This is a genomic window from Streptomyces sp. NPDC101219 (assembly GCF_044767675.1).
Taxonomy (GTDB): Bacteria; Actinomycetota; Actinomycetes; order Streptomycetales; family Streptomycetaceae; genus Streptomyces.
The window spans coordinates 140032-163846 of sequence record NZ_JBIWOK010000004.1; the positions used below are offsets into that span (position 1 = coordinate 140032).

Below are 23815 nucleotides of genomic sequence, written 5' to 3' on the forward strand. Positions count from 1 at the left end.
CCGTACGCGGACGAGCGCCCGTTCGAGTACCTCCGCTCCGACCTGCGAAACCTCAGCGCGTGGCCCGCTCGCGCAGCGCCGCCTGCCAGGCGGGCGGACAGGGACCGGCGTCCGGTTCGGGACGGCGTCCGCCGCGGGCGAAGAAGTCCGCGAGCGGCAGGATCGCGGCACCGACGGTGACCGCGTCCGGGCCGAGTCGCCCCAGCTCGATCGTCACCTTCTGGGCGGGGTGGCGCAGCGCGTACGACAAGGCGTGCCGGCGGACGGCCGGCAGGAAGCGGGGGCCGAGCCGGAGCCCGGCCCAGCCGCCGATGAGGATGCGCTCGGGCTGGAACAGGTTGATCAGGTCGGACAGCCCGGCGCCCAGGTACTCGGCGGTCTCCTCCAGCACCGCCAGCGCGACCGGGTCGGCCGTGCCGCCGTCGGGCGGGTGGGCGGCGGCGAGCATCGCGGCGAGCGCGGTCTCCTCGTCGGTGTCCCCGGGCACCCGGCCGCCCTCCTCGCGCCACCGGGCGATCAGCGACCCGGCGCCGGCGTACGCCTCCAGGCAGCCGAGCGCGCCGCAGCGGCAGCGGCGGCCCCGGACGCGTACCGTCAGGTGCCCCCACTCGACGGCCCGGCCGTGCTCCACCTCGGGGGTGGCGAGACAGGCGCCGACCCCGGAGCCGAAGAGGACCACGAGGGCGCTGCGGGCGCCCCGCCCGGCCCCGAACCACATCTCGGCCTGTCCGAGGGTCCTGGCGCCGTTGTCGATGAAGCAGGGGACGGTGTCCGGCAGCAGAGCCCCGGCGCGCAGCAGGGACTCGAGGGCGATCGCGTCCCAGCCGATGGTCTGGCCGTGCACGACGGCCCCCCGGTCCGGGGTGTGCTCGACGATGCCGGGGACGCCGATGCCGACGCCGAGCAGGCGTGCGGGGGCCAGGCCTGACGCGTCGAGCACGTCGGCGATGCCGGTGCGGATGTGGTCGACGACGACCTCGACGTCGTAGCGCTGCTGCTCCAGCGGGCGCTCGGCGCGGGCCACCTCGGTCAGGGCGAGGTCGAACAGTTCCACGCGGACGCGGGTCTCCCCCACGTCCACGCCGATCAGGTGTCCGCTGAGCGGCGCCACCCGCAGCAGGGTGCGGGGCCGGCCGCCGTCGGAGCCGACGCTGCCCGCCTCCTCGACCAGGCCGTCGGCGACCAGGTCGGCCACCACGTTGCTCACCGAGCCGGAGCTGAGCCCGGTCGCCGGGCCGAGTTCGAAGCGGCTGAGGGGGCCGTCGAAGTACAGCCGCTGGAGCACGGCCGTGCGGTTGGCCCGCCTGAGGTCCCGCACCGTGCGTCCGCTCCGCCCCGCCATACGGTTCCCTCCCACAGCCCGGCGGCTCCGGGGCCCGCCCGGGACCGCCCCCGTCCGACCTGCAACATACCGTCACGGTGTGACGCAGCGCGACGCCCTGCGGCTGCTTGTCTCACGCCGTGAACCAACCAGCGGAGTGTTCCGGCTGCGCCCCCGACCCACGCAGGAAAAACGGTTCGCGGCCCCTTCGCCCGCTCCTTACGCTGGCGCGGGGCCTGGAGATCTCAGGTCCCGCGATCACGGAGAAGGACCCATGAGACCGCTCACCGAGCAGGACATCCGCACCTCGTTCATCAACTGCTCCAAGGGCGAGGCCAAGCGTCTGGCGGTGCCCAGGGACCTGGGCGAACGGCCCTGGGCGGACCTCGACTTCCTGGGCTGGCGGGACCCCGGGGCGCCCGACCGCAGCCATCTCGTCACCGAACGGGACGGCCGGCTGGTCGGGGTGGCGCTGCGCTTCCAGCCGGCGCAGCGCGGATTCCTGCACCGCAGCATGTGCTCGCTGTGCCTGACCACCCACCCCCGCGGCGGGGTGTCCCTGATGACCGCCCGCAAGGCGGGCGCGGCCGGCCGCGAGGGCAACTCGGTGGGCGCCTACATGTGCACCGACCTGGCCTGCTCGCTGTACCTGCGGGGCCTGAAGGTGCCGGAGTCCGGGGGACGGTTCGAGGAGAGCCTCACCCTGGAGGAGCAGATCGCCCGCACCAGGGACCGTCTGCACGCCTTCCTGGACACGCTGCGCGCCTGAGCCGGACGCCCCGGCTCCGTCCCCCGCCCGGCTGCCGTCACCGGCGGAAACGTTCGAGGCCGGTGGGTAGGGGGAACCGTCCGAGGATGCGAGAGGTACGTGATTTGGCGGCGCCCGCCGTGCAGTTCGTCAAGCGGCGCCGGGATCCGGTGGCCGTGCAGACGTTGCGCTCGACGGCCGCCGCGACCGTCGCCTACGTCATCGCCGTACGGCTGAGTCCGGAGGCCGCGCCGCTCACCGCGCCGCTGACCGCGCTGCTCGTGGTGCAGGTGACCCTGTTCTCCACCCTCACCACGGGTGTGCGCCGGGTGAACGCCGTGGTGGCCGGTGTGGTCGTCGCGATCCTCTTCAGTCTGCTGGTGGGTCTGACCTGGTGGAGCCTGGGCCTGCTGATCCTGGCGTCGCTGCTGGTGGGGCATCTGGTCCGGGTCAACGAGTTCGTGCCCGAGGTGGCGATCAGCGCGATGCTGGTGCTCGGCGTGACGCACCACGGCGACACGGCCTGGGCGCGGATCGTGGAGACACTCATCGGCGCGGTCGTCGGCATGGCCTTCAACCTCCTGCTGGCCCCGCCCGTCTGGGTGGAGGAGGCCGGGGACTCCGTCGTGGGACTGGCGCGGCAGGTGCGGCAGCTGATGCTGCGCATCGGCGAGGAGGCCGCCGGCCGCACGCCGGTGGACCGGGCGGTGGCCCGGCTGCACGAGGCCCGCCGCCTGGACCACGACATCATCGAGGTGGACGCGGCGCTGCGGCAGGCGGAGGACAGCCTCAAGCTGAACCCCCGGGTCCGCGAGGGCCTGCTGCACCGGGTGGTGCTGCGCACCGGGCTGGACACGCTGGAGATCTGCACGGTGGTGCTGCGGGTGCTGGCGCGCACCCTGACCGACCTCGCCAAGGAGCGCGAGGCGGAACCGCTGTTCGAGCCGGAGACCGGCGCCACGCTGGCGCAGCTGCTGTCCGAGATCGCCGACGCCGTGGTCAGCTTCGCGGTGCTGGTGACGACCAGTGTCAGTTCCAGCGCCGAGTCCGCGGAGGAACGTCTCGCCGCCGAGCTGCGTCAGGCCGCCGTCACCCGCGACAAGCTGGCCGAACTGCTGCTGGAGGGGGTGCAGCGCAACCCCCGCCAGTGGCAGTTGCACGGCGCGGTGCTGACCGAGGTGAACCGCATCCTCGACGAGATGGACACCGAGCACCGTACGCGCCGGCTGCTGGAGGAACTGGACCGGCACAGCCGCGAGATGCGCGAGCGGGCCCCCCGGCTGGCGCGGCTGAGGGACCGGCTGCGGCGGAACCACGACGGTGGTGCCCGTCGTTCTCCATGATGGAACGGCCACGGGCAAACGCCCGGGCCGACGGACGGCGAAGGGGGCGTGCGGATGACCGACGGCACCGTGCGGATCGACGGGAACACCTTGCGGCTGCCGGGCGGTGTGGCGGTGCGGTTCATCCGCACGCTGCGCCTGCCGGAGACGGGCACGCACCCGCTCCCGCCGGGCCTGGGCGAGTTCCCGGTGCGGCGGGTCGCGGACCACGCGGACTCCGTGCCCGAGGAGTGGCGGGCCCGCGGCGGGGTGATGCTCCCGGTCCACCTGCGGGAGGCGATGTGGCTGAGCTTCGCGGGCACCAGCGAGCCGGCCGCCCTCCAGGTCGGGGTGGGCAAGGTGTGCGCGGTCTCCGGAGCGCCGTGGAGCAACCGCCTGGGCCGCAAGCCGCAGAACTACGTGGTCCTCCCCCGCCAGCCCTGGCTGGACGGCATCAACTCGGGCAAGGGCACCGTCCGTCAGTTCGTCGCGGTGCCCCTCGGGCTGGGCGCCACCGTGGAGGGACAGGTCACCGGCGAGGAGGTCTGGGGCGGCGTGCAGTTGCAGTCGTTCCCGCTCAACGACGCGGAACTGGCCCGCTGGCGCGAGGCCGAGCGCCGCCGGTCGGCGACGCTCGGCGGGGGGTACGGCGGGGCCTATGGCGGGGCCATGGCGGCCGCGCCCGCCCCGGGGGCGGCTCCGGCCGCGCCGATGGCCGCGCCCGGCGCGGCCCCGCGCAGTGCGCGTCCCCGTGCCGCGGCCATGGGGCTGGGGGTCGGCGGCTCGATGCGCCAGGAGGTGTACCAGGACGAGCGGCGCCTGGAGGACTGGGCCGAGCGGCCCTCGGGCCGGGTCTTCGTGCACCTCGTGACACCTCCGGAGTGGCGGCGCATCACCGGCGAGGCACCGCCGCCGTCCCCGGTGGACCGGGCCGCCTACACCCGGGCCGGCCTGCCGTGGTTCGACTACTACGACGACGACGCCCAGGACCTGGCCCCGACGGACACCCTGGAGGGCGTGAAGCCGGTGGGAGACTGGCTCGGCGACGACCACGAACCCTGGCAGCCCCCCGCCGACCACCAGGTGCACAAGCTGGGCGACGCCCCGGGGGCACCGGTGCAGGACGGGGACTGGTAGCCGGGGCGCGGCGGCTTCCGCAGTGCGCGGTGCGGCAGCCCACGCGGTGGCGTGCGGCCTCCGGGTCGCGGGCTGCCCGCCGCCACCGCACCCGCTTCGGGCCCTGCGCCCGCTTCCTCGGTCCGGGCGCCTTTCGGGGCGCGGGCGCCGCATCCTCACGCCTGGCGGTCGGATGCGGTGCCCTCGCGAAGGGAGCGGGCACTGCGCCCGCTGTCTCGGTCCGGGCCCCGCCCCGGAGTGCCCCGCGTCCTCACGCCTCGCGGTCGGTGCGGTGCCGTTGGAGGGGGCGGGGGCAGGAGGCCGCGGCTGCCTGGGAGAGCAGGACGTGCATGCGTTCGGTGAGTTCGGCGACCTCGTCGGCCGGGGCGTGGAAGGGCAGGCGCACGTCGCCGTCCGAGCGCACCCGTTCGACGCGCAGCGTCAGCCCGTGCCGGTCGACGGCGAGCGGCTGCACGCGGACGGCGCCGTGCAGACTGGCCGGGTCGACCAGCCGGGTCAGGCGTTCGACCGCGTCGGGATGGCAGTCGGCGAGGTGGGTCAGCAGCCTGGCCTCGGCGGTGGCGAGCGGGTCGGGGGCGGCGTCGGCGAACTCCTCCGGGTCCACGATGACGGCCCCGGAGCGCTGCCGCAGGACGACGCGGGTGGGCTGGAAGGCGAGCCGGTCCTCCTCCGCGGAGAACCGGCCGGCGAGCCACAGCCGGGCGCGGATCCGGCCGCGGACCGGGACGGGCGCCACGTCGGCGAACTCCAGGACGGCAGACGGCTCGCCGCGCGGCGCGCACACGGCCGCGGCGAGCAGGACACCGTCCTCGGGCGCCCGCAGCAGCACCCGTCCGTCGTGGGTCACGCTGTGCGCGCCGACGAACTCCTCCCGGGCGGCCTCCGCGGTCACCGTGCAGGACCACGCGGCGGCGAGCACCGAGCGGGCCCGCTGGGCCGCGCCGGGAGCGGCCGTCCAGCCTTGCGTGTCGTCACCCATCCTCGAAACCTCCTCTTAGGTAAGCCTTGCCTAACTTACCCAAGATCGAGGGGTGCGCCAACCACCGCGCACGATCCTCACAGGAACGTTTCAGGGAGTCAGGGCGTCAAGGAGTCAGGGAGTCAGCACACCGAGCAGCGCCCGGGCGCACAGCTCCTGCACCTGCTCACGACTCAGCTCCGAACCGCGCAGCCACTCCAGGCACACCGCCGTGGTGAAGGCCAGCCAGCCGCGCACGGCCAGCCGCGTTTCCGGGCGCTGCTCCAGCAGCGGGCCGAACTCCGGGTCCGCGGCGAGGGCGGCCAGGATCTGCCGCTCCTGCGCGGCCAGGGCCCGCTGGTAGACCCGGCGCACGGCCACGTCCCCCGCCGCGTCCGCCCGGTGGAAGGCGCGATAGCCGTGCGCGTGCTCCCGGACGTACTCCAGATACGCACCGAGTCCGGCGGCGAGCTGCTCGCGGACCGGGACGCCCGGGACCGCGGCCGTCATGCGCAGCATCCGCTCGCTCTCGCGCTCCACCACCGCGGCGAAGAAGTCCCGCTTCGCCGGGAAGTAGTGGTACAGCAGCCCCCGCGAGACACCGGCGATCTCCGCGACCTGCTCGATCCACACCTCGTCGTAGGGGCGGTCGGAGAACAGCCGCGCGCCGACCGACAGAAGCTGCTCGCGGCGCTCCGCGGTGGAGAGCCGGCGGCGGGTGCGCCCAGCCTGGTTCGCGGCCATTCCCGCACTGTACTTGACGCCGGTTCAGCGACCGGACCAGACTGAACGGCACTATTGAACTCGCGTACAACACGATCCGGCTCGCACAGCGCGCGTCCACGGCGCTCGCCCGAAGGAGATCGCGTCATGGCGGAGACGACGGACGGCACCCGGCCCCTGCCGAGGGGGTTCCGCAGCGCCGAGCTGGGCTGGCCCGAGCTGCGCCGCATCCCGCACCCGCCGTACCGCCTCCCGCTGGCCGGCGACCTCGTCGGCGCGAGCCGTCGCACCCCGCTCCAGGACACCCTCCGCTACGCGCACCGGCTCGGCCCGATCTTCCGGCGCAACGCCTTCGGCAAGGAGTTCGTGTTCACCTGGGGCGCCCGGCTGGTCGCCGACCTGGCCGACGAGTCGCGCTTCGCCAAGCACGTCGGGCTGGGCGTCGCCAACCTGCGGCCGGTGGCCGGCGACGGACTGTTCACCGCGTACAACCACGAACCCAACTGGCAGCTGGCGCACGACGTTCTCGCCCCTGGTTTCCACCGGGAGGCGATGGCCGGCTATCACCCGATGATGCTGGCCGTGGCCGAGCGGCTGACCGCCCACTGGGACCGCGCGGCGGAGCAGGGCCGCACGGTGGACGTGCCCGGCGACATGACGAAGCTGACCCTGGAGACCATCGCCCGCACCGGTTTCGGCCACGACTTCGGCTCCTTCGAGCGGGCCCGCCCGCACCCGTTCGTCACCTCCATGGTCGGCACGCTCACCTACGCCCAGCGCCTCAACAGCGTGCCCGGCCCGCTGGTGCCGCTGCTGCTGCGCCGGGCGGGCCGCCGCAACGCGGCCGACATCGCCCGCCTGAACCGCATCGTCGACGAGGTCGTCCGCACCCGGCGGGCCGAGGGCGGCGGGGACGGCGACCTGCTCGACCGGATGCTCGACACGGCGCACCCCGTCACCGGGGAACGGCTGTCGGCGGAGAACGTCCGCCGCCAGGTCATCACCTTCCTGGTCGCGGGCCACGAGACGACCTCCGGCGCGCTGTCCTTCGCCCTGCACCACCTCGCCCGGCACCCGGACGTCGCGGCCCGCGCCCGCGCCGAGGTGGACGCGGTCTGGGGCGGGACCGCCGTTCCCGGCTACGCGCAGGTGGCCCGCCTGCGGTACGTCCGCCGGATCCTGGACGAGTCGCTGCGGCTGTGGCCGACCGCGCCCGCCTACGCGCGGGAGGCGACCCGGGACACCGTGCTGGCCGGGGAGCACCCGATGCGGCAGGGTGCGTGGACGCTGGTGCTCACGCCCATGCTGCACCGGGACCCCGAGGTGTGGGGACCGGACGCCGACCGCTTCGACCCGGACCGCTTCGACCCCAAGGCGGTGCGGTCCCGGCCCCCGCACACCTACAAACCGTTCGGGACCGGTGCGCGCGCCTGCATCGGGCGGCAGTTCGCGCTGCACGAGGCGACGCTGGTGCTCGGGCTGCTGCTGCGCCGCTACGACCTGCACCCGGACCCGGACTACCGGCTGCGGGTCACGGAGCGGCTCACCCTGATGCCGGACGGTCTGCGGCTGCGCCCCGAGCGGCGGACCGCCCCCGCCGTCCCCCGGGCCCGGGACGGCGCCGGCGCCCCGTCAGACGGCCGGTGCCCAGTGCGCGGGACGGGTGAGTGACCCGGGCAGTCTCGTACCGGCACTCCCCCGGGCGGCCTGGACCTGCGGCTGGGTGAGGAAGAAGGCACCGGTCAGGTCGGCGTCGGTGAGGTCGGTGTCCCGCAGGTCGGCACCGATCAGGTCGGCACCCCGCAGGTCGGCCCCGGTGAGGTCGGCCGCGATCAGCAGGGCGCCCCGCAGACTGACCCCGCGCAGGTCGGCCCCCTTGAGGCGGGCGCCCATCAGGTCCGCGCCCCGGCGGTCCCTGCGGCGCCCCCGCACGCCCGCCCGGGTCAGCTCGCTGGCCCGCAGCAGCACGTCGACGGCCCGGCGGTGGGCGCCGACGTCGAGGGCGGCGAGGTCCTCCGGGCTGCCGAGGGCGAGGTGCTCGGTCTCCGCGAGCGCCCGGCGCAGGTCGTCGTGGACCGGGCGGGCGGCGGGCAGGGCCAGCGCCTCGGTCAGATACCAGAGCAGTTCGTGCAGCTGCCGCACCACGGGAAACACGTCGAACATCCGGCGGGCCCGCTCCGGTGGGCCGCCCCGCCAGTCCCGGCCGCCGAAGGTGACCTGGGAGACCCGCTGGCCCGCGCCGAAGCAGTCATAGACGGTGCAGCCGCTGAAGCCCTCCTGACGGAGCCGGTCGTGGATGCCGCAGCGGTGATCCGGGCGCAGATGCCCGCACGGGGTCCCGGCCGCCTTGTCCACGGCGAAGTCGGCCGAGGCGGTGAACGGCAGGGCCGCACAGCACAGCCCGAAGCACCGGGCGCAGTCCCCGCGCAGTTCCGGCCGGCCGGCCGCCTGTTCTCGCATGGGCCCCAGCATACGGAGGCGGCGGCCGGCGCCCGGGCGCCGGCCGCCGCTCAGCCCTGTCCCGGCGGCACCGCGAGCCGTTCCAGCCGGGCCGGGTCGGCGAGGATGTACATGCCGGTGATGCGGCCGTCGGCGACGGTGACGGACATGACCGACCGGACCGTCCCGTCGTCGCCGACGCTGATCAGGCCGAGCGCGTCGTTGACCAGGACCGTCCGCGCCGCCGCGTTGTACCGGGCGAACAGCAGCGCCGACTCGGCGACCGGCCGCGCACCCCGCAGCGCCTTGGACGCCGCCGCTCCCCGGACCAGGGCGCCCGCGTCGGCGCGCAGCACCACGTCCGGGTGGAGCACGGCGACCAGGGCGTCGAAGTCGCCGCCGCGCGAGGCGGCCATGAAGGCGTCGAGGACCTCCTTCTGCCGTCCGGGGTCCGGGTCGGAGGCGGGTTCGGCGTCCCTGACCCGGCGGCGGGCGCGGCCGGCGAGCTGCCGGGTGGCGGCCGGGCTGCGGTCCACGACGGGGGCGATGTCGTCGAACGGCACGGCGAACAGGTCGTGCAGGACGAACGCCAGCCGCTCGTCCGGCGTCAGCCGCTCCAGGACGACGAGCATGGCCACGCCCACCGAGTCGGCGCGCAGCGCCTGGTGTTCGGGGTCGTCGGGCCCCGGGAGGGGCAGCAGCACCGGGTCGGGCACGAAGGTCTCGTCGATGGGCTGCTCCCGGCGCGCGGCGCGCGAACGCAGCAGGTCCAGGCAGATGCGGCCGGTCACGGTCGTCAGCCAGCCGCCCAGGTTGGCGATGGTGTCCGGGTCGTCCGTGCGGGCGAGCCTCAGCCAGGCCTCCTGGACGGCGTCCTCCGCCTCGGCCAGGGAGCCGAGCATCCGGTAGGCGACCGCCCGCAGGTGTCCGCGGTGCTCCTCGAAGCGCCGCGCCAGCGCGGTGCCGTCGCCGCGCTCCGGGGGCACCGGGGCCACCGGGGTCACCGGGGTCACCGGGGTCACCGGGGGAACACTTCGAAGGCGACCGCGGGACGGTCGCCGTCGCCGAACCGCTTGCCCGTCTCCCGGGCGAAGGGGATCAGGAAGCCGCGGACGTACGTCTCCGGGTCCTCGTCGGTCAGCGCCTCGATGTAGGCGCGGTGTTCGAGCAGGGAGCGCACCGCGCGCTCCATCCCGGCGCCGGCGTCCACGGCGTGCGTCGGGGTCTGCGAGCCGGCGACGGCGACCCAGCGGACCCCGTCCCAGGGTTCGAGGCCCTGCTCGGTCAGTTCGGGGAAGATCCACCGGTTGCCCGCGTCCCCGGCCGCGTCCAGCGTGGCGCGTCCGACGGCCACGTGGTCGGGGGTGTTCCAGTGGGTGCCGCCCCAGGTGTCCCGGTGGTTGAGGGTGATGACCAGCTCCGGGCGGTGGCGGCGGATCGCCGCCGCGATGTCCCGGCGCAGGGCCGGGCCGTACTCGATGGTTCCGTCCCGGTGGTCAAGGAACTGCACCTCCGACACCCCGACCACCCGGGCACTGGCCCGCTGCTCACGCTCCCGCAGCGGGCCGCAGCGCTCCGGGTCGAGCGTGTCGATGCCGGCCTCGCCGCGGGTGGCCAGCACGTAGGCCACCTCGCGGCCGGCGTCGGTCCAGGTGGCGATCGCCGCCGAGCAGCCGTACTCGAGGTCGTCCGGGTGGGCGACCACGGCGAGGGCGCGCTGCCAGTCGTCGGGCATGGGCTGCAGTTGACTGATCGTCGGCTCGGTCATGCTCCGCAGACTAACGCGGACCACCGACAGCGCACGGGGTGCCGTTTCGGGCGGTTGTCAGACGTCGTCGCGGGCCAGGGCGAGCAGGCGGTCCAGGACGCGCGGGCCGCCGGCGCGGACGCCGTCGTGCTCGAACTCGTCGGTGACCCAGGTGCGCAGGCCGCGGATCGCGCGGGCGGTGGCGAGCGAGTGTGCCGTGTCGACGTACAGGTCGTCGTGGTAGACGGCCGCGGCGACCGGCACCTCGTTGGCTGCGAGGCGGGCCGGGTCGTACAGGGGGCTCCAGTCGGTGCGCGCGGCGAGCAGTCCGGCGGTCTCGCGCAGCGGGCGCAGCGCCGGGTCGCAGTCGAACAGCCAGGGGTGCACGGTCTCCCCGGTGAACAGCAGCGGCTCGTCGCCGGCGAGCGTCTTGGCCGCGTCGAACTGCGGGAACTCCGACCGCACCCGCTCCGCCGACCAGGCGGTGGGCCGGGCGTCCTGGGCGTAGATCGACTCGTGGATCAGTGCGTAGAGGGGGTGCCCGGCGTACGACAGCAGGCCCTGGACCTGTTCCTGGAAGGCGTCGGACAGGGCGGGACCGGAGGGGGTGCGGACGAAGGCGTCCTCCAGCAGGTAGTGCAGGCGGTGGCTGCCGTCGCCGCTGCCCAGCAGCACGCCGAGGCTCTGGAACGCCTCGACGGTGAGCCGGTAGCCGGACGGCAGGACCACGTCGTGGGTGAGGAGGTGGTCGGCGATGCGGCGGGCGCGTTCGACGTCCTGGGGGTAGCGGGCGTAGTGGGCGGCGACCTTGCGTTCGGTGCGCGGGTAGGCGGCCCGGTACACGTCGTCGGCGTGGGCGTCCAGGGAGGGCAGTCCGCCGGTGATCAGGGCCTGGTCCAGGCCCTCGGGCGCGAGGGAGAGGTAGGTGACCGTGCAGAAGCCGCCGAAGGACTGGCCGAGGACGCTCCAGGGGGCGCCGCCGGTGACCTGCGGCCGGATCGCCTCGCAGTCCCGCACGATGGAGTCGCCGCGGAAGCGGGTGAGATGGGCGGCCTGTTCGGCGGGGCCGCCGCGCAGCGGCAGGGTCTGCCGGTTGACGGGGGTGGAGTTGCCGGTGCCCCGCTGGTCGAGGAGCAGGACGCGGTGGTCCTGCAGGGCCCGGCCGAGCCACGCCTGCTTGCCGATGAAACGGTTCGCCCCGAAGCCGGGGCCGCCCTGGAGGTACAGCAGCCACGGCAGGTCCCGGCCCACCCGGTCCCGGGCCACGACTTCCCGCGCGAACAGCTCGATCGTCTCCCCCGAGGGGTCGTCGTGGTCGAGGGGCACGGTGAAGCGGTGGTCGGTGAGGACGACGCCGGGCTGACGGTAGCTGACGGTCAAGGGAGCTCCAGGGACGGAGGAATGATCGGTCCGCGCCCCAGTCCAGCACACATTCCTGCGGCCAACGAGCCCGGATCATGACATTCTTGCGGCCTCGGTCAGCGGCTGGCCGGGCCGGAACGGCGGACCGGGCATGCACCGGCCTGCCCGTGGCGGGGCGGCCCGGGAACCGGCTCGCCACGGGCCGAGCAGGTCTCCCCCCGGCCCGCCCGCGCGGACTACCCTGCCCAGGCGCCCGACGACCGATCCACGAGGAGCCGCGATGCGTGTCGCCCTGTTCCTGACCTGCGTCAACGACACGCTGTATCCCGGGACCGGGCGGGCCGTGGTGAAGCTGCTGACCCGGCTCGGCGTGGACGTGGACTTCCCGATGGGGCAGACCTGCTGCGGGCAGGCGCACTACAACACCGGCTACCGGCACGAGGCGGAGCCGCTGGCGCTGCGGTTCGCCGAGGTGTTCCGGGCCTACGAGGCGGTCGTGACACCGTCCGGATCGTGCGGGGCGATGGTGCGGGAGCTGTATCCGCGGCTGGGTGAGCGGGCCCGTGCGGAGGGCCGCGGGGACTCCCTCGCAGTGGCCCTGGCGCCGGTGGTGCCCCGGACGTACGAGCTCACCGAGTTCCTGGTGGACGTGCTGGGCGTGACGGACGTCGGCGCCTGGTACCCGCACACCGTCACCTACCACCCGACCTGTCACGGGCTGCGCTCCCTGGGGTTGGGGGAACGGCCCCGGCGGCTGCTGGAGGCGGTGAAGGGGCTGGAGCTGGTCGGGCTGCCGGGGGCCGAGGAGTGCTGCGGCTTCGGCGGCACGTTCGCCGTGAAGAACGCCGACGTGTCGGCGGCGATGGGCGCGGACAAGGTGCGCCACGCCGAGTCGACGGGCGCCGAGGTGCTGTGCGCGGCGGACAACTCCTGTCTGATGCACATCGGCGGCACCATGACCAGGCTGCGGTCCGGGCTGCGGCCGGTGCACCTGGCGGAGATCCTGGCGAGCACGGAGGAGGACCCGGCCGTATGAAGGGGACGTTTCTCGGGATGCCGGCGGCCGCCCCGCCCGCTCCCCCCGCCTTTCCGGAGGCCGCACGGGAGGCCGTGCACGACACACGGCTGCGCGGCAATCTGCGGCACGCCACACACACCATCCGCGCCAAGCGTGCGGCGGCCGTCGCGGAGGTGGCGGACTGGGCGGAGCTGCGCGAGGCCGGGCGGCGGATCAAGGACCACACGCTCCGTCACCTCGACCACTACCTGGTGCGGCTGGAGGAGTCGGTCACCGCGGCGGGCGGCACCGTCCACTGGGCCGCCGACGCCGACGAGGCGAACCGGATCGTGACCGCGCTGGTGCGGAAGACCGGCGAGCGCGAGGTCGTCAAGGTCAAGTCGATGGCCACCCAGGAGATCGGTCTGAACGAGGCGCTCGAAGCGGCGGGCATCCGCGCCTACGAGACCGATCTGGCGGAGCTGATCGTGCAGTTGGGCCGGGACCGGCCCTCCCACATCCTGGTCCCGGCGATCCACCGCAACCGCGGCGAGATCCGGGAGATCTTCGCCCGCGAGATGGCCGCGTGGGGGCGGCCCGCTCCCGACGGGCTGACCGACTCCCCCGCCGACCTCGCCGAGGCCGCCCGGCTGCACCTGCGGGAGAAGTTCCTGCGCGCCAAGGTCGGCATCTCGGGCGCGAACTTCGCGGTCGCGGAGACCGGCACCCTGGTGGTGGTCGAGTCCGAGGGCAACGGGCGGATGTGCCTGACCCTGCCCGAGACGCTGATCTCGGTGGTCGGCATCGAGAAGGTCGTGCCGACCTGGCGGGACCTGGAGGTGTTCCTGCAGATCCTGCCCCGCTCGTCGACCGCCGAGCGCATGAATCCGTACACGTCGATGTGGACGGGCCGTTCGGACGACGACGGCCCGCGCGCCTTCCATGTGGTGCTGCTGGACAACGGCCGCAGCGACACCCTCGCCGACGAGGTGGGCCGCCAGGCGCTGCGCTGCATCCGCTGCTCGGCCTGCCTCAACGTGTGCCCGGTGTACGAGCGGGCCGGCGGCCACTCCTACGGCTCCGTGTACCCGGGCCCGATCGGCGCGATCCTGGGCCCGCAGCTGCGGGGCACCGCCAGTGAGCTCGACGCCTCGCTGCCGTACGCCTCGTCGCTGTGCGGGGCGTGCTACGAGGTCTGCCCGGTCGCCATCGACATCCCCGAGGTGCTGGTGCACCTGCGGGAGCGGGTGGTGCAGGGCGGTACGGCCACCCGGGACGGCAACAAGGTGGTGCTGCGGCCCGCCAAGGGGCACGCGGCGGAACGCGCGGCGATGCGGGCGGCCCGCTGGGCGTTCGGCCGGCCGGGGGTCCTGCGCACCGGGCAGCGCCTCACCTCCCGCACCCGCCGCCTCCATCCCCGCACCCTGCCGGGGCCCGGCCGGGCGTGGAGCGGGACGCGGGACCTGCCGCCCGTCCCGCAGGAGCCGTTCCGGGACTGGTGGCAGCGCACCCACGGCGGGAAGGACGGCGCACCGTGAGCAGCAGGGACCTGATCCTGGGCCGGGTGCGGCGCGCCCTGGCCGACATCCCGGCGGACGGCACGTCCCCCGGTGAGCCGTCCCGGTACGAGCGGGAGGTGGACCGCGCCTACCTGCGCGAGCACGGGGAGCGCACCGCCGGGGAGCTGACCGACCTGCTCGCGGAGAATCTGGCCGACTACCGCGCGGTCGTCCACCGGTGCACCGCCGACGCGCTGCCCGGGGTGGTCGCGGGACTGCTCGCGGCGCGCGGAGCGCGGTCGGTGCTGGTGCCGCCCGGACTGGACGAGCGCTGGCTCGCGGCGTCCGCGGTGACCCGGGTGGCGGACCGGGCGGAGAGCACCGCCCGGGAACTGGACCGGGCCGACAGCGTGGTGACCGGCTGCGCGGTCGCCGTCGCCGAGACCGGCACGATCGTGCTGGACGGCTCCCCCGGCCAGGGGCGGCGCCGGATCACCCTGGTGCCCGACCACCACATCTGCGTGGTGCGGGTCCCCGGGCAGGTCGTCGCCTCCGTCCCGCGGGCCCTGGAGCGGCTCGACCCGGCGCGGCCGCTGACCTGGATCTCCGGTCCCTCGGCGACCAGCGACATCGAGCTGGACCGGGTGGAGGGGGTGCACGGGCCGCGCACCCTGGAGGTCGTGCTGGTGGACGGCTGAGCCCCGTCCGGCCCGCCCCGGTCACCGGGTGCGGGCAGGAGACCCCGGGAGACCCCGTGACAGAAGGGTGAGCAAGCGCTTGGATAGGTCCGGGCACCTTCGCGGGTGCCCGATGCCGCCGTTCCCGCCCAGCCGGAGGTCCTCGCGTTGTTCACTTCCGTCGACGACGTCTCCGCGCGCCTCGCCGAGGCCGGATATCTCGCCTCGCCCGCGGTCGCCACCACCGTCTTCCTCGCTGACCGCCTGGGCAAGCCCCTGCTGGTGGAGGGCCCCGCCGGGGTCGGCAAGACCGAACTCGCCAAGGCCGTCGCCCGGGCCGGCGACGCCCGGCTGGTGCGCCTGCAGTGCTACGAGGGCGTCGACGAGGCCCGGGCGCTGTACGAGTGGAACCACGCCAAGCAGCTGCTGCGCATCAGCGCCGGGCAGGGCGAGGGCTGGGACGAGGCGCGCACGGACATCTTCAGCGAGGAGTTCCTCCTCCCCCGCCCGCTGCTGACCGCGATCCGCGGGGACGACCCCAAGGTGCTGCTCATCGACGAGACCGACAAGGCGGACGTCGAGGTGGAGGGCCTGCTCCTGGAGGTGCTCAGCGACTTCCAGGTCACCGTGCCCGAGCTGGGCACCGTCACCGCCACCCGCCGGCCCTTCGTCGTCCTGACCTCCAACGCCACCCGTGAACTGTCCGAGGCGCTGCGCCGCCGCTGCCTGTTCCTGCACATCGGCTTCCCCGAGCCGGAACTGGAGCGGCGCATCGTCCGCCTCCGGGTGCCCGGCCTGGACGCGGCGCTGGCCGAGTCCGTCGTCCGGGTGGTGGGGGCGCTGCGCGCCATGGACCTGCGCAAGGCGCCGTCGGTCGCCGAGACCGTGGACTGGGCCCGCACCCTGCTGGCGCTGGGCGCCGGCACCCTCGACGAGACGGTCGTCCGGGACAGTCTGGGCGTGGTCCTCAAGCACCAGGACGACGTGCAGAAGGCGGCGGCCAAGCTCGACCTGGACGCCGTGTGAACGCCCCCTCGGACTCCGGGCTCACGGAGCGCCTGACCGGCCTGGCCGCCGCGCTCCGCTCGCACGGTGTCCGCGTCGGCACCGGCGAGACGGTGGACGCGGCGCGCGCGGTGGAGACGCTCGGGCTCGCCGGACGCGAGCAGCTGCGCGAGGGCCTGGCGGCGACGCTGCTGCACCACACCGGTCAACGGCCGCTGTTCGACGCGGTCTTCGACCTGTACTTTCCGCGCGGCGTCGGCGCACCCGGCGGCGGCCCCGCCGACCGGGACGCCCTGCGGGACCGGCTGGCCGCCGCGCTCGCCGACGACGACACCGCGCTGATGGGCCGGCTGGCGGCGGAGGCCGTCGACGGCTTCGGCGGCTACGGGGGTTCACCGGGGGCGGACGGCTGGTCGTCGTACCAGACCCTGGACCGGCTGCGCCCGCAGACCCTGCTCGCGCGGGTGCGCGACGAGGTGCGGGCGCGGGGCGGCGGCACGGGCTTTGGCGACCGGCTGCTGGAGGACGAGATCCGCCGCCGGATCGAGGAGTTCCGCCGGATGGTGACCGCCGAGGCGCGGCGCCGGGTCGCGGAGCGGCGGGGCCGGGACGAGATCGCGCGGCGCGCGGTGCCCCCGACCGCCGACCGGGTCGACTTCCTGTTCGCCAGGAAGGACCAACTGGCCGAACTGCGCAGGACGGTACGGCCCCTGGCCCGGAAGCTGGCCACGCGGCTGGCTGCCCGGCGCCGCCGGGCCGCGCGCGGCACCATCGATCTGCGCCGGACGCTGCGCGGGTCGCTGTCCACCGGCGGGGTGCCGATGCGTCCCGTGCTGCGCCGGCGGCGGCCGGCCCGGCCCGAACTGGTGCTGCTGTGCGACGTGTCGGGGTCGGTGTCCGGGTTCTCGGACTTCACGATGCTGCTGGTGCAGGCGCTGCACGACGAGTTCTCCAAGGTCCGCGTGTTCGCCTTCGTCAACCGGATCGACGAGGTGACCGGCCTGCTGGTGCGCGGCGCCGCCGACCCGGAGGGGCTGGGGCTGCGCATCCGCGACGAGGCGGCCCTCACCGGCTGGCACGGCAGCAGCGACTACGGCACGGCGCTGGGCGAGTTCACCGACCGGTACGCCGACGCCGTCGGCGCCCGCACCACCGTGTTCGTCCTGGGCGACGCCCGCACCAACATGGCCGACCCGAACCTCCCGGCCGTCCGCGAACTGGTCCGGCGGGCCCGGCGGGTGCACTGGCTCAACCCCGAGCCGCGCAGCCTGTGGGGCACGGGCGACTCGGCGGCACCCGAGTACGCGTCCTTGGTCGAGATGCACGAGTGCCGCAGTGTCCGCCGGCTGAGCGACCTGGTGGGACGGCTGCTGCCGGTGTGACCGGCGGCAGCCGGGTGCCGGAGCCGCCGGGTGCCGGAGGCGACGGGTGCCGGAGGCGCCGGTGTGACACTGGTCGCGTGCCTGGCCGGTATGGCGGGCCGGTCCCACCGGCCGGGTGTTCGGGCCGTCCTGCGGGCGCGGACCGATCCCGTCGGCCGGGCGTTCGGACGGGCCTGAGGGCCGGCCCCTCCGGCCGGGTGCTCAGACGGTCCTGCGGGCCGGTCCCACCGCCCGGCTCAGACAATCCTGCGGGCCGTGAACAGCAGGTACTCCCAGTCCAGTACCGTCCCCTCGCCCTCGCCGCCGCGGTCGTGCCGGCGGCCCAGGTCGGCCAGGTCGCGGTCCAGGGCGGCGGTCCGTCCGGGGTCGTCGGCGAGGGAGGCGTAGACGCTGATCACCGGCCCGTAGCGGGTCTTGAAGAAGTCCCGGAACTCCTCGGGCGAGCCCAGTCGGTCCACCACGAGCGTGCGGCGCTCGGCCGTCACGTCGGTGATCCGGTCGCCCAGCAGCTCACGGACGTGGTTCTCGTCGCCCCACAGCGGGGGCGGCTGCGCACCGGGCGGGGGCGGCGGGGCGTACGGCTTCAGCGTGGCCAGCATCCGGCCGATGAACCCCTCGGGTGTCCAGCTCACCAGGCCGATGGTGCCACCGGGCCGGCAGACCCGCAGCAGTTCGTCGGCGGCGGCCCGGTGGTGCGGGGCGAACATGACGCCGACGCAGGACAGGACGGTGTCGAAGGAGGCGTCCTCGTAGGGCAGCGCCTCGGCGTCGGCGGTCTCCCAGCTCAGCCGAGCGCCCCGTTCCTCCGCCAACCGCCGCCCGGTCTCGAGCAGTTCGGGGGTCAGGTCGGACGCCACCACCTCGGCGCCCGCCAGGGCGGCGGGGATCGCCGCGTTGCCGGTGCCGGCCGCGACGTCCAGCACCCGGTCGCCGGGGCCGACGCCGCACGCCTCCACCAGCACCGCCCCGAGTCCGGGGATCAGTTCAGCGGCCACCGCCGGGTAGTCGCCCTGGGCCCACATCGCCCGGTGCTTCGCCTTCAGCGCACGGTCGGCCTGGGTCGTGTCCATCACGTTCGTCATGGCTGCCCTCCTCGGGAGCCTCGGGAGTCTCTCGGCATCGGGCCCGGCAGTGGCCCCGGCCGCACCGGGCCGCACCCCCTCCGGGCTGCCGCGGGACGCCCACGGCACCTCGGGCGGGACGCGTCCCACCGGGCGCCGTGGACGGCGTCGGCCCCGCGGGCCGGCCGGGGCGTCCGCTCCCCCGACCGGGTCACGCGGGGCCGGACCTCAGTCGGCCTTCGCGTACGTCTGGGCCATGGCGCCCGCGAAGTCGTGCACGACCACCTGCTCGTCGCCGACGACCCACGCGTCGTGACCGGGCGGGCAGACGAAGACGTCGCCGGGGCCCACCTCGCCCTCGGCGCCGTCGTCCATCCGGATGTGCATGCGGCCCTGCACGACGAAGCCGTTGTGGTGGACCATGCAGCTGTCGGTGCCCGCGATGGGGCCGACCGACTCCGACCAGCGCCATCCCGGCTCGAAGGTGGCCACGGCGAAGTCCAGACCCGTCAGGTGCACGGCTTCGAGGTGGCCGCGCGGAAAGTCGCGCCGCTCGTCCGGCTTGTCCAGCGTCTTGACCTCCATCATGACCCTTCTCCTTCCGGCCGTCGCTGAAGCGGCCGGGTCCGGCCTCCGTCCGACACGACGGCACCGGCGGGGCCGGGCCCCATCACTCCATCGTCCGCCTGTCCACCGGAGGCCGCCATTCGGGTGACACCGCAGGTCCGGAGCGCGAGTCAGGCGCCCGGGCCGCAGGTCCGGACCGCGGCGTCAGGCGTCGGGGCCGCAGAGCCGGGCGAACCGCTCCGCGTCGACGTTGCCACCGGAGACAATCACCCCCACCCGCTCCGGGAGCGGCCCGGCCCGGCCGGTGAGCAGGGCGGCCAGCCCGGTCGCGCCGCTCGGCTCCAGGACGGTCTTCAGCCGCTCGAAGGCGAAACGCATCGCCTCACGGATCTCGTCGTCGCCGACCAGCACGATGCCGTCGAGCAGCCTGCGGTTGACGGAGAACGTCAACTCGCCAGGAGTCTGCAGCGCCTGGCCGTCGGCGATGGTGCGCGGGACCGGGATGCTGACGCGCCGGCCCTCCCGCAGCGACCGCAGGGTGTCGTCCCCGGTCTCCGGCTCGACGCCGATCACCTGGGCATGGGGGTGCAGGCCCTTCACGGCGGTGGCCGCTCCGGCGATCAGTCCGCCGCCGCCGACCGGTGCGATCAGGAGGTCCAGCCCGCCCGTCTCGTCGAGGAGTTCGAGTGCGGCCGTGCCCTGCCCGGCGATGACGTCGGGGTGGTCGTACGGCGGGACGACGGTGAGTCCGCGCTCGACGGCCAGCGTCTCGGCCAGCGCGACGCGGTCGCCGGTGTAGCGGTCGTAGGTGACGACCTCGGCGCCGTACCCCTCGGTGGCCGCCCGCTTGGAGCGCGGGGCGTCCTCGGGCATGACGATGAGGGCGGTGGTGCCGAGTTCGCGGGCGGCCAGGGCGACGGCCTGGGCGTGGTTGCCGGACGAGTAGGCGGCGATGCCCCGGGACAGTTGCTCCGGGCTGAGGCGGGATGCGGCGTGGTAGGCGCCGCGGAACTTGAAGGCGCCGCCCCGCTGGAAGTTCTCGCACTTCAGGTGCACTTCGGCGCCCACCAGTGCGTCCAGGGTGCGGGAGCGCAGGACCGGGGTGCGGTGGGCGACGCCCCACAGGCGCTCCGCGGCATGGCGGATGTCGTCGAGGGTGACGGGCGGGGTCGTGGTCGTCACGCGGTACCTCCGGATGGGGTGGGGCCGGACGTCCGGGACGTGCCGCGGGCCCGGGAGAGGTAGGTGTAGGCGGAGGCACGGGAGATGCCGAGCCGGGTGGCGACCTGCTCGACCGCCCTGCGGACGGTGAAGACGCCGCGCTCGTCGAGGTCGCGGAAGAGCCGTACCCGCTCGGTGCCGTCGAGTTGCGCCCAGTCGCGGTACCCGTGGCACGCCCGGGCGTCGACGACCGCCTCCACCACGGCGTCGATGCCGTCGGCGAACACGGTCGTCGGGGGGTCGGTCCGGCCGCTCGCGGGACCGGCCAGCGCGCCGAGGAGGTGCTGCACCCGGTCGAGTGCGGTGACGTCGACATTGACGCACAGGGCGCCGAAGACCGCGCCGCCGGAGTCCCGCAGCAGCATGGTGGAGGACTTCACCAGTTGCCCGGTCGCGGTGCGGGTGCGGTAGTTGAGGTCGTCGGCCGCCTCGTCGCCGAGGGCGCGCATCCGCAGGCCGATCCCGCTCATCGCCCCGCCCACGGACCGTCCGGTGACCGAGCCGGCCACGGCGACGACCGATTCCTCCGGGCGGCGGTAGTCGTGCAGCACCACCTCGCAGACCGGCCCGAACGTGGTGGCCAGGCCGTCGACGAGGGGCGTCAGCGCGGCGAGGATCGCGTCCCGCTCGGCGGACCGGCTGCGGTCGTCGTCCGGCATGGCGCGCTCCCTCCGGCACTCGGCGCTTCCCGTGCCGCCCCTCGGCATCGTCCCCTCCTCCGCGGGCACCCGCGGAGGCAGGCCGGGCACAGGCCCTGAGGCCAGACTATCCGTCCAACAGCTGGACGAACAGTCCAGGAGCGGAACCGTCCGCCTGAATTGTTGCGGCACCGGATGCTTACGCCGTCCTTACACGGGCACGCGGAGTGGTGCCCGAACCGGGCACCTGAACGGAAGGAGATGCCGTGTCGTTCCTCTGGGCCATCATCGCGGGGCTGATCATCGGTCTGCTGGCCAAGCTGGTCGTTCCGGGACGTCAGCCGATCCCGCTGTGGCTGACCGTCATCCTGGGCATCATCGGTGCCGTCGCCGGCAACGGACTCGCGAGCGCGTTCGGCGTGCGGGACACGGGCGGCATCGACTGGATCCGCCACATCTTCCAGATCGGTATCGCGGCCGTGCTCATCGCCCTCATCACCCCCATGTGGGCCCGGCGACGCGCCTGACACCCCGAGCACAGCCCCGTCCGGCCCCACGGACGGGGCTGTCGCCATGCCGGGCGGCCCCCCTCGAAGTCCGCGGGCACCGCTCGTGCATGATCGGTGCGGCCCCTCGACCCTGCACGGCGGGGAGGCGTCCACGCGATCGTGAAGGAGATGGCGTTGTCCATCTGGGAGTCACTGGCGGTCTTCGCCGCCGGTATCGGCGCCGGCACCATCAACACCATCGTGGGGTCGGGAACCCTGATCACGTTCCCGGTGCTGCTCGCCACCGGGCTGCCGCCGGTGACCGCCACGGTGTCCAACGCGCTGGGGCTGATCCCAGGATCGGTCAGCGGCGCCATCGGATACCGGCAGGAACTCGCGGGCCAGCGCCGTCTCGTCCTGCGGCTGGGGATCGCCGCCGCGGCCGGCGGGCTCGCCGGGGCGATGCTGCTGCTCACCCTGCCCTCGACCGCGTTCGAGACGATCGTGCCCGTCCTGGTCGCGCTGGCCCTCGTCCTGGTGGTGCTCCAGCCCCGCATCTCCGCGCGCGTGCAGCGGCACCGCGCCCGCAACGGCACGTCCGCGCGGGCCGACGGCGGGCCCGTCCTCTTCGGCGGGCTCCTCCTCGCGAGCGTCTACGGCGGCTACTTCACGGCGGCCCAGGGGATCATCTACCTCTCCCTGATGGGCATGCTGCTCGACGACACCCTGCAGCGCCTCAACGCCGTCAAGAACGTCCTCGCGGCCGTCGTCAACACCATCGCCGCCCTGTTCTTCCTGTTCGTCGCCGACTTCGACTGGACGGCCGTGCTCCTCATCGCGGTGGGGTCGGCGATCGGCGGCCAGGTGGGCGCGAAGGTCGGGCGGCGTCTCCCACCGTTCGCGCTGCGCGTCTTCATCGTCGTGGTGGGTTCCCTCGCCATCGTCCAACTGCTCCTGCGCTGACGGACGGCAGCGCACCCGGCGGACGACGAGCGCCCCGCTCCGGCCCCCGGGGCTCGTGAACCCGGGGGCCGGCGCGGGGCGCCGACGCAGCGCGTGGAGGGGCCGGTCAGACCCGCTCGCCGCTGCGGACCGAGGTGCCCGGCTTCCGTTCCGGCACCGCCTCGGAGAGCGAGACGGTCAAGTCACGGCCGCGGGTCTCCTTGATGACGAGCACGGTGATCGCGGTGATCACCGCCGACGCGGAGAGGTACAGCGCGATGGGCGTGGACGAACCGAAACGCCGCAGCAGTTCGACGGCGATGATCGGGGCGAGCGCACCGGCCAGGATCGAGGCGAGCTGGGAGCCCACCGACGCCCCGGAGTAGCGGACCTTGGTGTCGAACATCTCGGAGATGAAGGCGGCCTGCGGCCCGTACATCGCGCCGTGCAGCAGCATGCCCACGGTGACCGAGAAGGTGATGACGAGGAACGACTCCGAGTCGACCAGGGTGAAGAAGGCGAACGCCCAGGCGGCCATGCCGACCGCCCCGATCAGGGTCACCGGCCGCCGGCCGATCCGGTCGGACAGCGCGCCCCACATCGGGATGGTGAGGAAGTGGACGGCGGAGGCGATCAGGACGGCGTTCAGCGCGGTGCTCTTCGGCAGGTCCAGGTGGGTGGTGACGTAGACCAGCAGGAAGGAGGTCACGATGTAGTACGAGATGTTCTCGCCGAAACGGACGCCGATGGCCCCGAGCACCTCGCGCCAGCTGCGGCGGAACACCTCGATGACGGGCGGCTCCTCCTTGGCGCCCTTGGCGGCCTCCGCCTCGGCCTTGGCCTGGGCGGCGAGGAAGACCGGAGACTCGGACACCGAGACGCGGATCCACAGGCCGATCACGACCAGGACGCCGGACAGCAGGAACGGGATGCGCCAGCCCCAGGACTGGAAGGCGGCCTCGGACTGCACGGAGGCCAGCACCGCGAGGACGGCGGTGGCCAGCAGGTTGCCCGCGGGGACGCCGCACTGCGGCCAGGAGGCCCAGAAACCGCGGTGCTTGTCGCCCCCGTGCTCGGAGACGATCAGCACGGCACCGCCCCACTCACCGCCCAGCGCGAAGCCCTGGATCAGACGCAGCACGGTCAGCAGGATCGGGGCGCCCACACCGATGGTGCCGTAGGTGGGCAGCAGACCCATGGCGAAGGTGGCGCCGCCCATCATGAGCAGGCTGAGCACCAGCAGCTTCTTGCGGCCGATCTTGTCGCCGAAGTGCCCGAAGACCATGCCGCCGATCGGCCGGGCCAGGAATCCGATCGCGTACGTCATGAAGGCGAGCAGGGTCCCCACCAGCGGGTCGCTGCTGGGGAAGAACAGGGTGTTGAACACCAGCGCGGCGGCGGATCCGTAGAGGAAGAAGTCGTACCACTCGACGGTCGTGCCGATCAGGCTGGCGCCGACGATGCGGGCGATGCCGGAGCGGGACTCGCCCTGCTTGGCGGGTGGGGTCTCGGTCATGGGTTCACCGATTCTCGGATGAGGTGCGGTTGCGGGGACGGTGTGGGGGGCGGGTCAGGGGGACG

The 23815-nt window shown here is 74.3% G+C and carries 23 protein-coding genes; 11 read left to right on the top strand and 12 right to left on the bottom strand.

The window, feature by feature from the left end; genetic code table 11:
• Positions 1–52 precede the first annotated feature (52 nt).
• Positions 53–1342: an ROK family protein gene (locus ACIRPP_RS09340; protein ID WP_403639399.1), complete on the bottom strand. Its 1290-nt coding sequence runs from the start codon at positions 1340–1342 to the stop codon at positions 53–55.
• Between the two features lie 253 nt (positions 1343–1595).
• Here ACIRPP_RS09340 and ACIRPP_RS09345 point away from each other — a divergent pair, with 253 nt between their 5' ends.
• From ACIRPP_RS09345 to ACIRPP_RS09355, 3 genes are all read left to right on the top strand, one after another.
• Entirely contained in the window at positions 1596–2090 is a 495-nt protein-coding gene (locus ACIRPP_RS09345; protein ID WP_403639401.1) for an FBP domain-containing protein, read from the top strand.
• A gap of 86 nt (positions 2091–2176) precedes the next feature.
• Positions 2177–3412 carry an aromatic acid exporter family protein gene (locus tag ACIRPP_RS09350; protein ID WP_403639403.1) on the top strand — a complete coding sequence of 412 codons (1236 nt, stop codon included), beginning with the start codon at positions 2177–2179 and terminating at the stop codon, positions 3410–3412.
• Positions 3413–3466: 54 nt separating this feature from the next.
• Positions 3467–4528, top strand: coding sequence for a hypothetical protein (locus ACIRPP_RS09355; RefSeq protein WP_403639405.1), 1062 nt, complete (start codon positions 3467–3469; stop codon positions 4526–4528).
• 250 nt (positions 4529–4778) lie between these two features.
• On the opposite strand, the gene ACIRPP_RS09360 is transcribed toward ACIRPP_RS09355, so the two are convergent.
• Together ACIRPP_RS09360 and ACIRPP_RS09365 are read right to left on the bottom strand one after the other, a co-directional pair.
• Positions 4779–5507 carry a DUF2470 domain-containing protein gene (locus tag ACIRPP_RS09360; protein ID WP_403639406.1) on the bottom strand — a complete coding sequence of 243 codons (729 nt, stop codon included), beginning with the start codon at positions 5505–5507 and terminating at the stop codon, positions 4779–4781.
• 114 nt (positions 5508–5621) lie between these two features.
• On the bottom strand, positions 5622–6230 hold the full coding sequence (locus ACIRPP_RS09365; RefSeq protein ID WP_403639408.1) for a TetR/AcrR family transcriptional regulator: 609 nt from the start codon (positions 6228–6230) through the stop codon (positions 5622–5624).
• Positions 6231–6356: 126 nt separating this feature from the next.
• Here ACIRPP_RS09365 and ACIRPP_RS09370 point away from each other — a divergent pair, with 126 nt between their 5' ends.
• The gene (locus tag ACIRPP_RS09370; RefSeq protein ID WP_403639410.1) at positions 6357–7880 is read left to right on the top strand and encodes a cytochrome P450; all 1524 of its coding nucleotides are present in this window, start codon (positions 6357–6359) and stop codon (positions 7878–7880) included.
• Here ACIRPP_RS09370 and ACIRPP_RS09375 read toward each other — a convergent pair.
• From ACIRPP_RS09375 to ACIRPP_RS09390, 4 genes are read right to left on the bottom strand one after another with little or no spacing between them, the layout of a single operon-like run.
• Complete coding sequence (locus tag ACIRPP_RS09375; RefSeq protein WP_403639412.1) at positions 7842–8669, bottom strand: pentapeptide repeat-containing protein; 828 nt, start codon at positions 8667–8669, stop codon at positions 7842–7844. The two genes, ACIRPP_RS09370 and ACIRPP_RS09375, sit on opposite strands and share 39 nt — an antisense overlap.
• Before the next feature lie 50 nt (positions 8670–8719).
• Positions 8720–9661: an RNA polymerase sigma factor SigJ gene (gene sigJ, locus ACIRPP_RS09380; RefSeq protein ID WP_403640080.1), complete on the bottom strand. Its 942-nt coding sequence runs from the start codon at positions 9659–9661 to the stop codon at positions 8720–8722.
• A gap of 5 nt (positions 9662–9666) precedes the next feature.
• Complete coding sequence (locus ACIRPP_RS09385) at positions 9667–10416, bottom strand: PIG-L deacetylase family protein (protein ID WP_403639414.1); 750 nt, start codon at positions 10414–10416, stop codon at positions 9667–9669.
• 57 nt (positions 10417–10473) lie between these two features.
• Positions 10474–11775 (bottom strand): alpha/beta fold hydrolase, encoded by a 1302-nt coding sequence (locus ACIRPP_RS09390; RefSeq protein ID WP_403639416.1) that lies wholly within the window; start codon positions 11773–11775, stop codon positions 10474–10476.
• Between the two features lie 262 nt (positions 11776–12037).
• On the opposite strand from ACIRPP_RS09390, the gene ACIRPP_RS09395 reads away from it, so the two are divergent.
• From ACIRPP_RS09395 to ACIRPP_RS09415, 5 genes are all read left to right on the top strand, one after another.
• The gene (locus tag ACIRPP_RS09395; protein ID WP_403639417.1) at positions 12038–12793 is read left to right on the top strand and encodes a (Fe-S)-binding protein; all 756 of its coding nucleotides are present in this window, start codon (positions 12038–12040) and stop codon (positions 12791–12793) included.
• Positions 12790–14292, top strand: a complete 1503-nt coding sequence (locus ACIRPP_RS09400; RefSeq protein WP_403639419.1) for a LutB/LldF family L-lactate oxidation iron-sulfur protein — start codon at positions 12790–12792, stop codon at positions 14290–14292. The genes ACIRPP_RS09395 and ACIRPP_RS09400 overlap by 4 nt, the downstream gene beginning before the upstream one ends.
• Positions 14289–14951: a lactate utilization protein C gene (locus ACIRPP_RS09405; protein ID WP_403639421.1), complete on the top strand. Its 663-nt coding sequence runs from the start codon at positions 14289–14291 to the stop codon at positions 14949–14951. Before ACIRPP_RS09400 ends, ACIRPP_RS09405 begins: the two co-directional genes overlap by 4 nt.
• 147 nt (positions 14952–15098) lie before the next feature.
• Positions 15099–15956, top strand: coding sequence for a MoxR family ATPase (locus ACIRPP_RS09410; RefSeq protein ID WP_164338460.1), 858 nt, complete (start codon positions 15099–15101; stop codon positions 15954–15956).
• Positions 15953–17317, top strand: coding sequence for a VWA domain-containing protein (locus ACIRPP_RS09415; RefSeq protein WP_403639423.1), 1365 nt, complete (start codon positions 15953–15955; stop codon positions 17315–17317). The genes ACIRPP_RS09410 and ACIRPP_RS09415 overlap by 4 nt, the downstream gene beginning before the upstream one ends.
• 236 nt (positions 17318–17553) lie before the next feature.
• Here the strand turns inward: ACIRPP_RS09415 and ACIRPP_RS09420 are convergent, their stop codons facing one another.
• From ACIRPP_RS09420 to ACIRPP_RS09435, 4 genes are all read right to left on the bottom strand, one after another.
• Positions 17554–18399, bottom strand: coding sequence for a class I SAM-dependent methyltransferase (locus ACIRPP_RS09420; protein WP_403639425.1), 846 nt, complete (start codon positions 18397–18399; stop codon positions 17554–17556).
• Positions 18400–18606: 207 nt separating this feature from the next.
• Entirely contained in the window at positions 18607–18966 is a 360-nt protein-coding gene (locus ACIRPP_RS09425; protein WP_164332477.1) for a cupin domain-containing protein, read from the bottom strand.
• A 183-nt stretch (positions 18967–19149) separates the two neighbouring features.
• The gene (locus ACIRPP_RS09430) at positions 19150–20127 is read right to left on the bottom strand and encodes a pyridoxal-phosphate dependent enzyme (RefSeq protein ID WP_403639427.1); all 978 of its coding nucleotides are present in this window, start codon (positions 20125–20127) and stop codon (positions 19150–19152) included.
• A complete protein-coding gene (locus tag ACIRPP_RS09435) occupies positions 20124–20825 on the bottom strand; it encodes a transcriptional regulator (RefSeq protein WP_403639429.1) in 702 nt (233 codons plus the stop codon). The genes ACIRPP_RS09430 and ACIRPP_RS09435 overlap by 4 nt, the downstream gene beginning before the upstream one ends.
• A gap of 245 nt (positions 20826–21070) precedes the next feature.
• On the opposite strand from ACIRPP_RS09435, the gene ACIRPP_RS09440 reads away from it, so the two are divergent.
• Both ACIRPP_RS09440 and ACIRPP_RS09445 read left to right on the top strand, forming a co-directional pair.
• Positions 21071–21331: a GlsB/YeaQ/YmgE family stress response membrane protein gene (locus ACIRPP_RS09440; protein ID WP_164334660.1), complete on the top strand. Its 261-nt coding sequence runs from the start codon at positions 21071–21073 to the stop codon at positions 21329–21331.
• Positions 21332–21487: 156 nt separating this feature from the next.
• On the top strand, positions 21488–22255 hold the full coding sequence (locus ACIRPP_RS09445) for a sulfite exporter TauE/SafE family protein (protein ID WP_403639431.1): 768 nt from the start codon (positions 21488–21490) through the stop codon (positions 22253–22255).
• Between the two features lie 106 nt (positions 22256–22361).
• Here ACIRPP_RS09445 and ACIRPP_RS09450 read toward each other — a convergent pair whose 3' ends face one another.
• Entirely contained in the window at positions 22362–23750 is a 1389-nt protein-coding gene (locus tag ACIRPP_RS09450; protein ID WP_403639433.1) for an MFS transporter, read from the bottom strand.
• Positions 23751–23815 lie beyond the last annotated feature (65 nt).

Excerpts from the sequence above, each read along its gene's own strand:
- ACIRPP_RS09340 (WP_403639399.1), bottom strand. The coding sequence starts at position 1,342 with ATGGCGGGGCGGAGCGGACGCACGGTGCGGGACCTCAGGCGGGCCAAC.
- ACIRPP_RS09345 (WP_403639401.1), top strand. The coding sequence starts at position 1,596 with ATGAGACCGCTCACCGAGCAGGACATCCGCACCTCGTTCATCAACTGC.
- ACIRPP_RS09350 (WP_403639403.1), top strand. The coding sequence starts at position 2,177 with ATGCGAGAGGTACGTGATTTGGCGGCGCCCGCCGTGCAGTTCGTCAAG.
- ACIRPP_RS09355 (WP_403639405.1), top strand. The coding sequence starts at position 3,467 with ATGACCGACGGCACCGTGCGGATCGACGGGAACACCTTGCGGCTGCCG.
- ACIRPP_RS09360 (WP_403639406.1), bottom strand. The coding sequence starts at position 5,507 with ATGGGTGACGACACGCAAGGCTGGACGGCCGCTCCCGGCGCGGCCCAG.
- ACIRPP_RS09365 (WP_403639408.1), bottom strand. The coding sequence starts at position 6,230 with ATGGCCGCGAACCAGGCTGGGCGCACCCGCCGCCGGCTCTCCACCGCG.
- ACIRPP_RS09370 (WP_403639410.1), top strand. The coding sequence starts at position 6,357 with ATGGCGGAGACGACGGACGGCACCCGGCCCCTGCCGAGGGGGTTCCGC.
- ACIRPP_RS09375 (WP_403639412.1), bottom strand. The coding sequence starts at position 8,669 with ATGCGAGAACAGGCGGCCGGCCGGCCGGAACTGCGCGGGGACTGCGCC.
- ACIRPP_RS09385 (WP_403639414.1), bottom strand. The coding sequence starts at position 10,416 with ATGACCGAGCCGACGATCAGTCAACTGCAGCCCATGCCCGACGACTGG.
- ACIRPP_RS09395 (WP_403639417.1), top strand. The coding sequence starts at position 12,038 with ATGCGTGTCGCCCTGTTCCTGACCTGCGTCAACGACACGCTGTATCCC.
- ACIRPP_RS09400 (WP_403639419.1), top strand. The coding sequence starts at position 12,790 with ATGAAGGGGACGTTTCTCGGGATGCCGGCGGCCGCCCCGCCCGCTCCC.
- ACIRPP_RS09420 (WP_403639425.1), bottom strand. The coding sequence starts at position 18,399 with ATGACGAACGTGATGGACACGACCCAGGCCGACCGTGCGCTGAAGGCG.
- ACIRPP_RS09425 (WP_164332477.1), bottom strand. The coding sequence starts at position 18,966 with ATGATGGAGGTCAAGACGCTGGACAAGCCGGACGAGCGGCGCGACTTT.
- ACIRPP_RS09435 (WP_403639429.1), bottom strand. The coding sequence starts at position 20,825 with ATGCCGGACGACGACCGCAGCCGGTCCGCCGAGCGGGACGCGATCCTC.
- ACIRPP_RS09450 (WP_403639433.1), bottom strand. The coding sequence starts at position 23,750 with ATGACCGAGACCCCACCCGCCAAGCAGGGCGAGTCCCGCTCCGGCATC.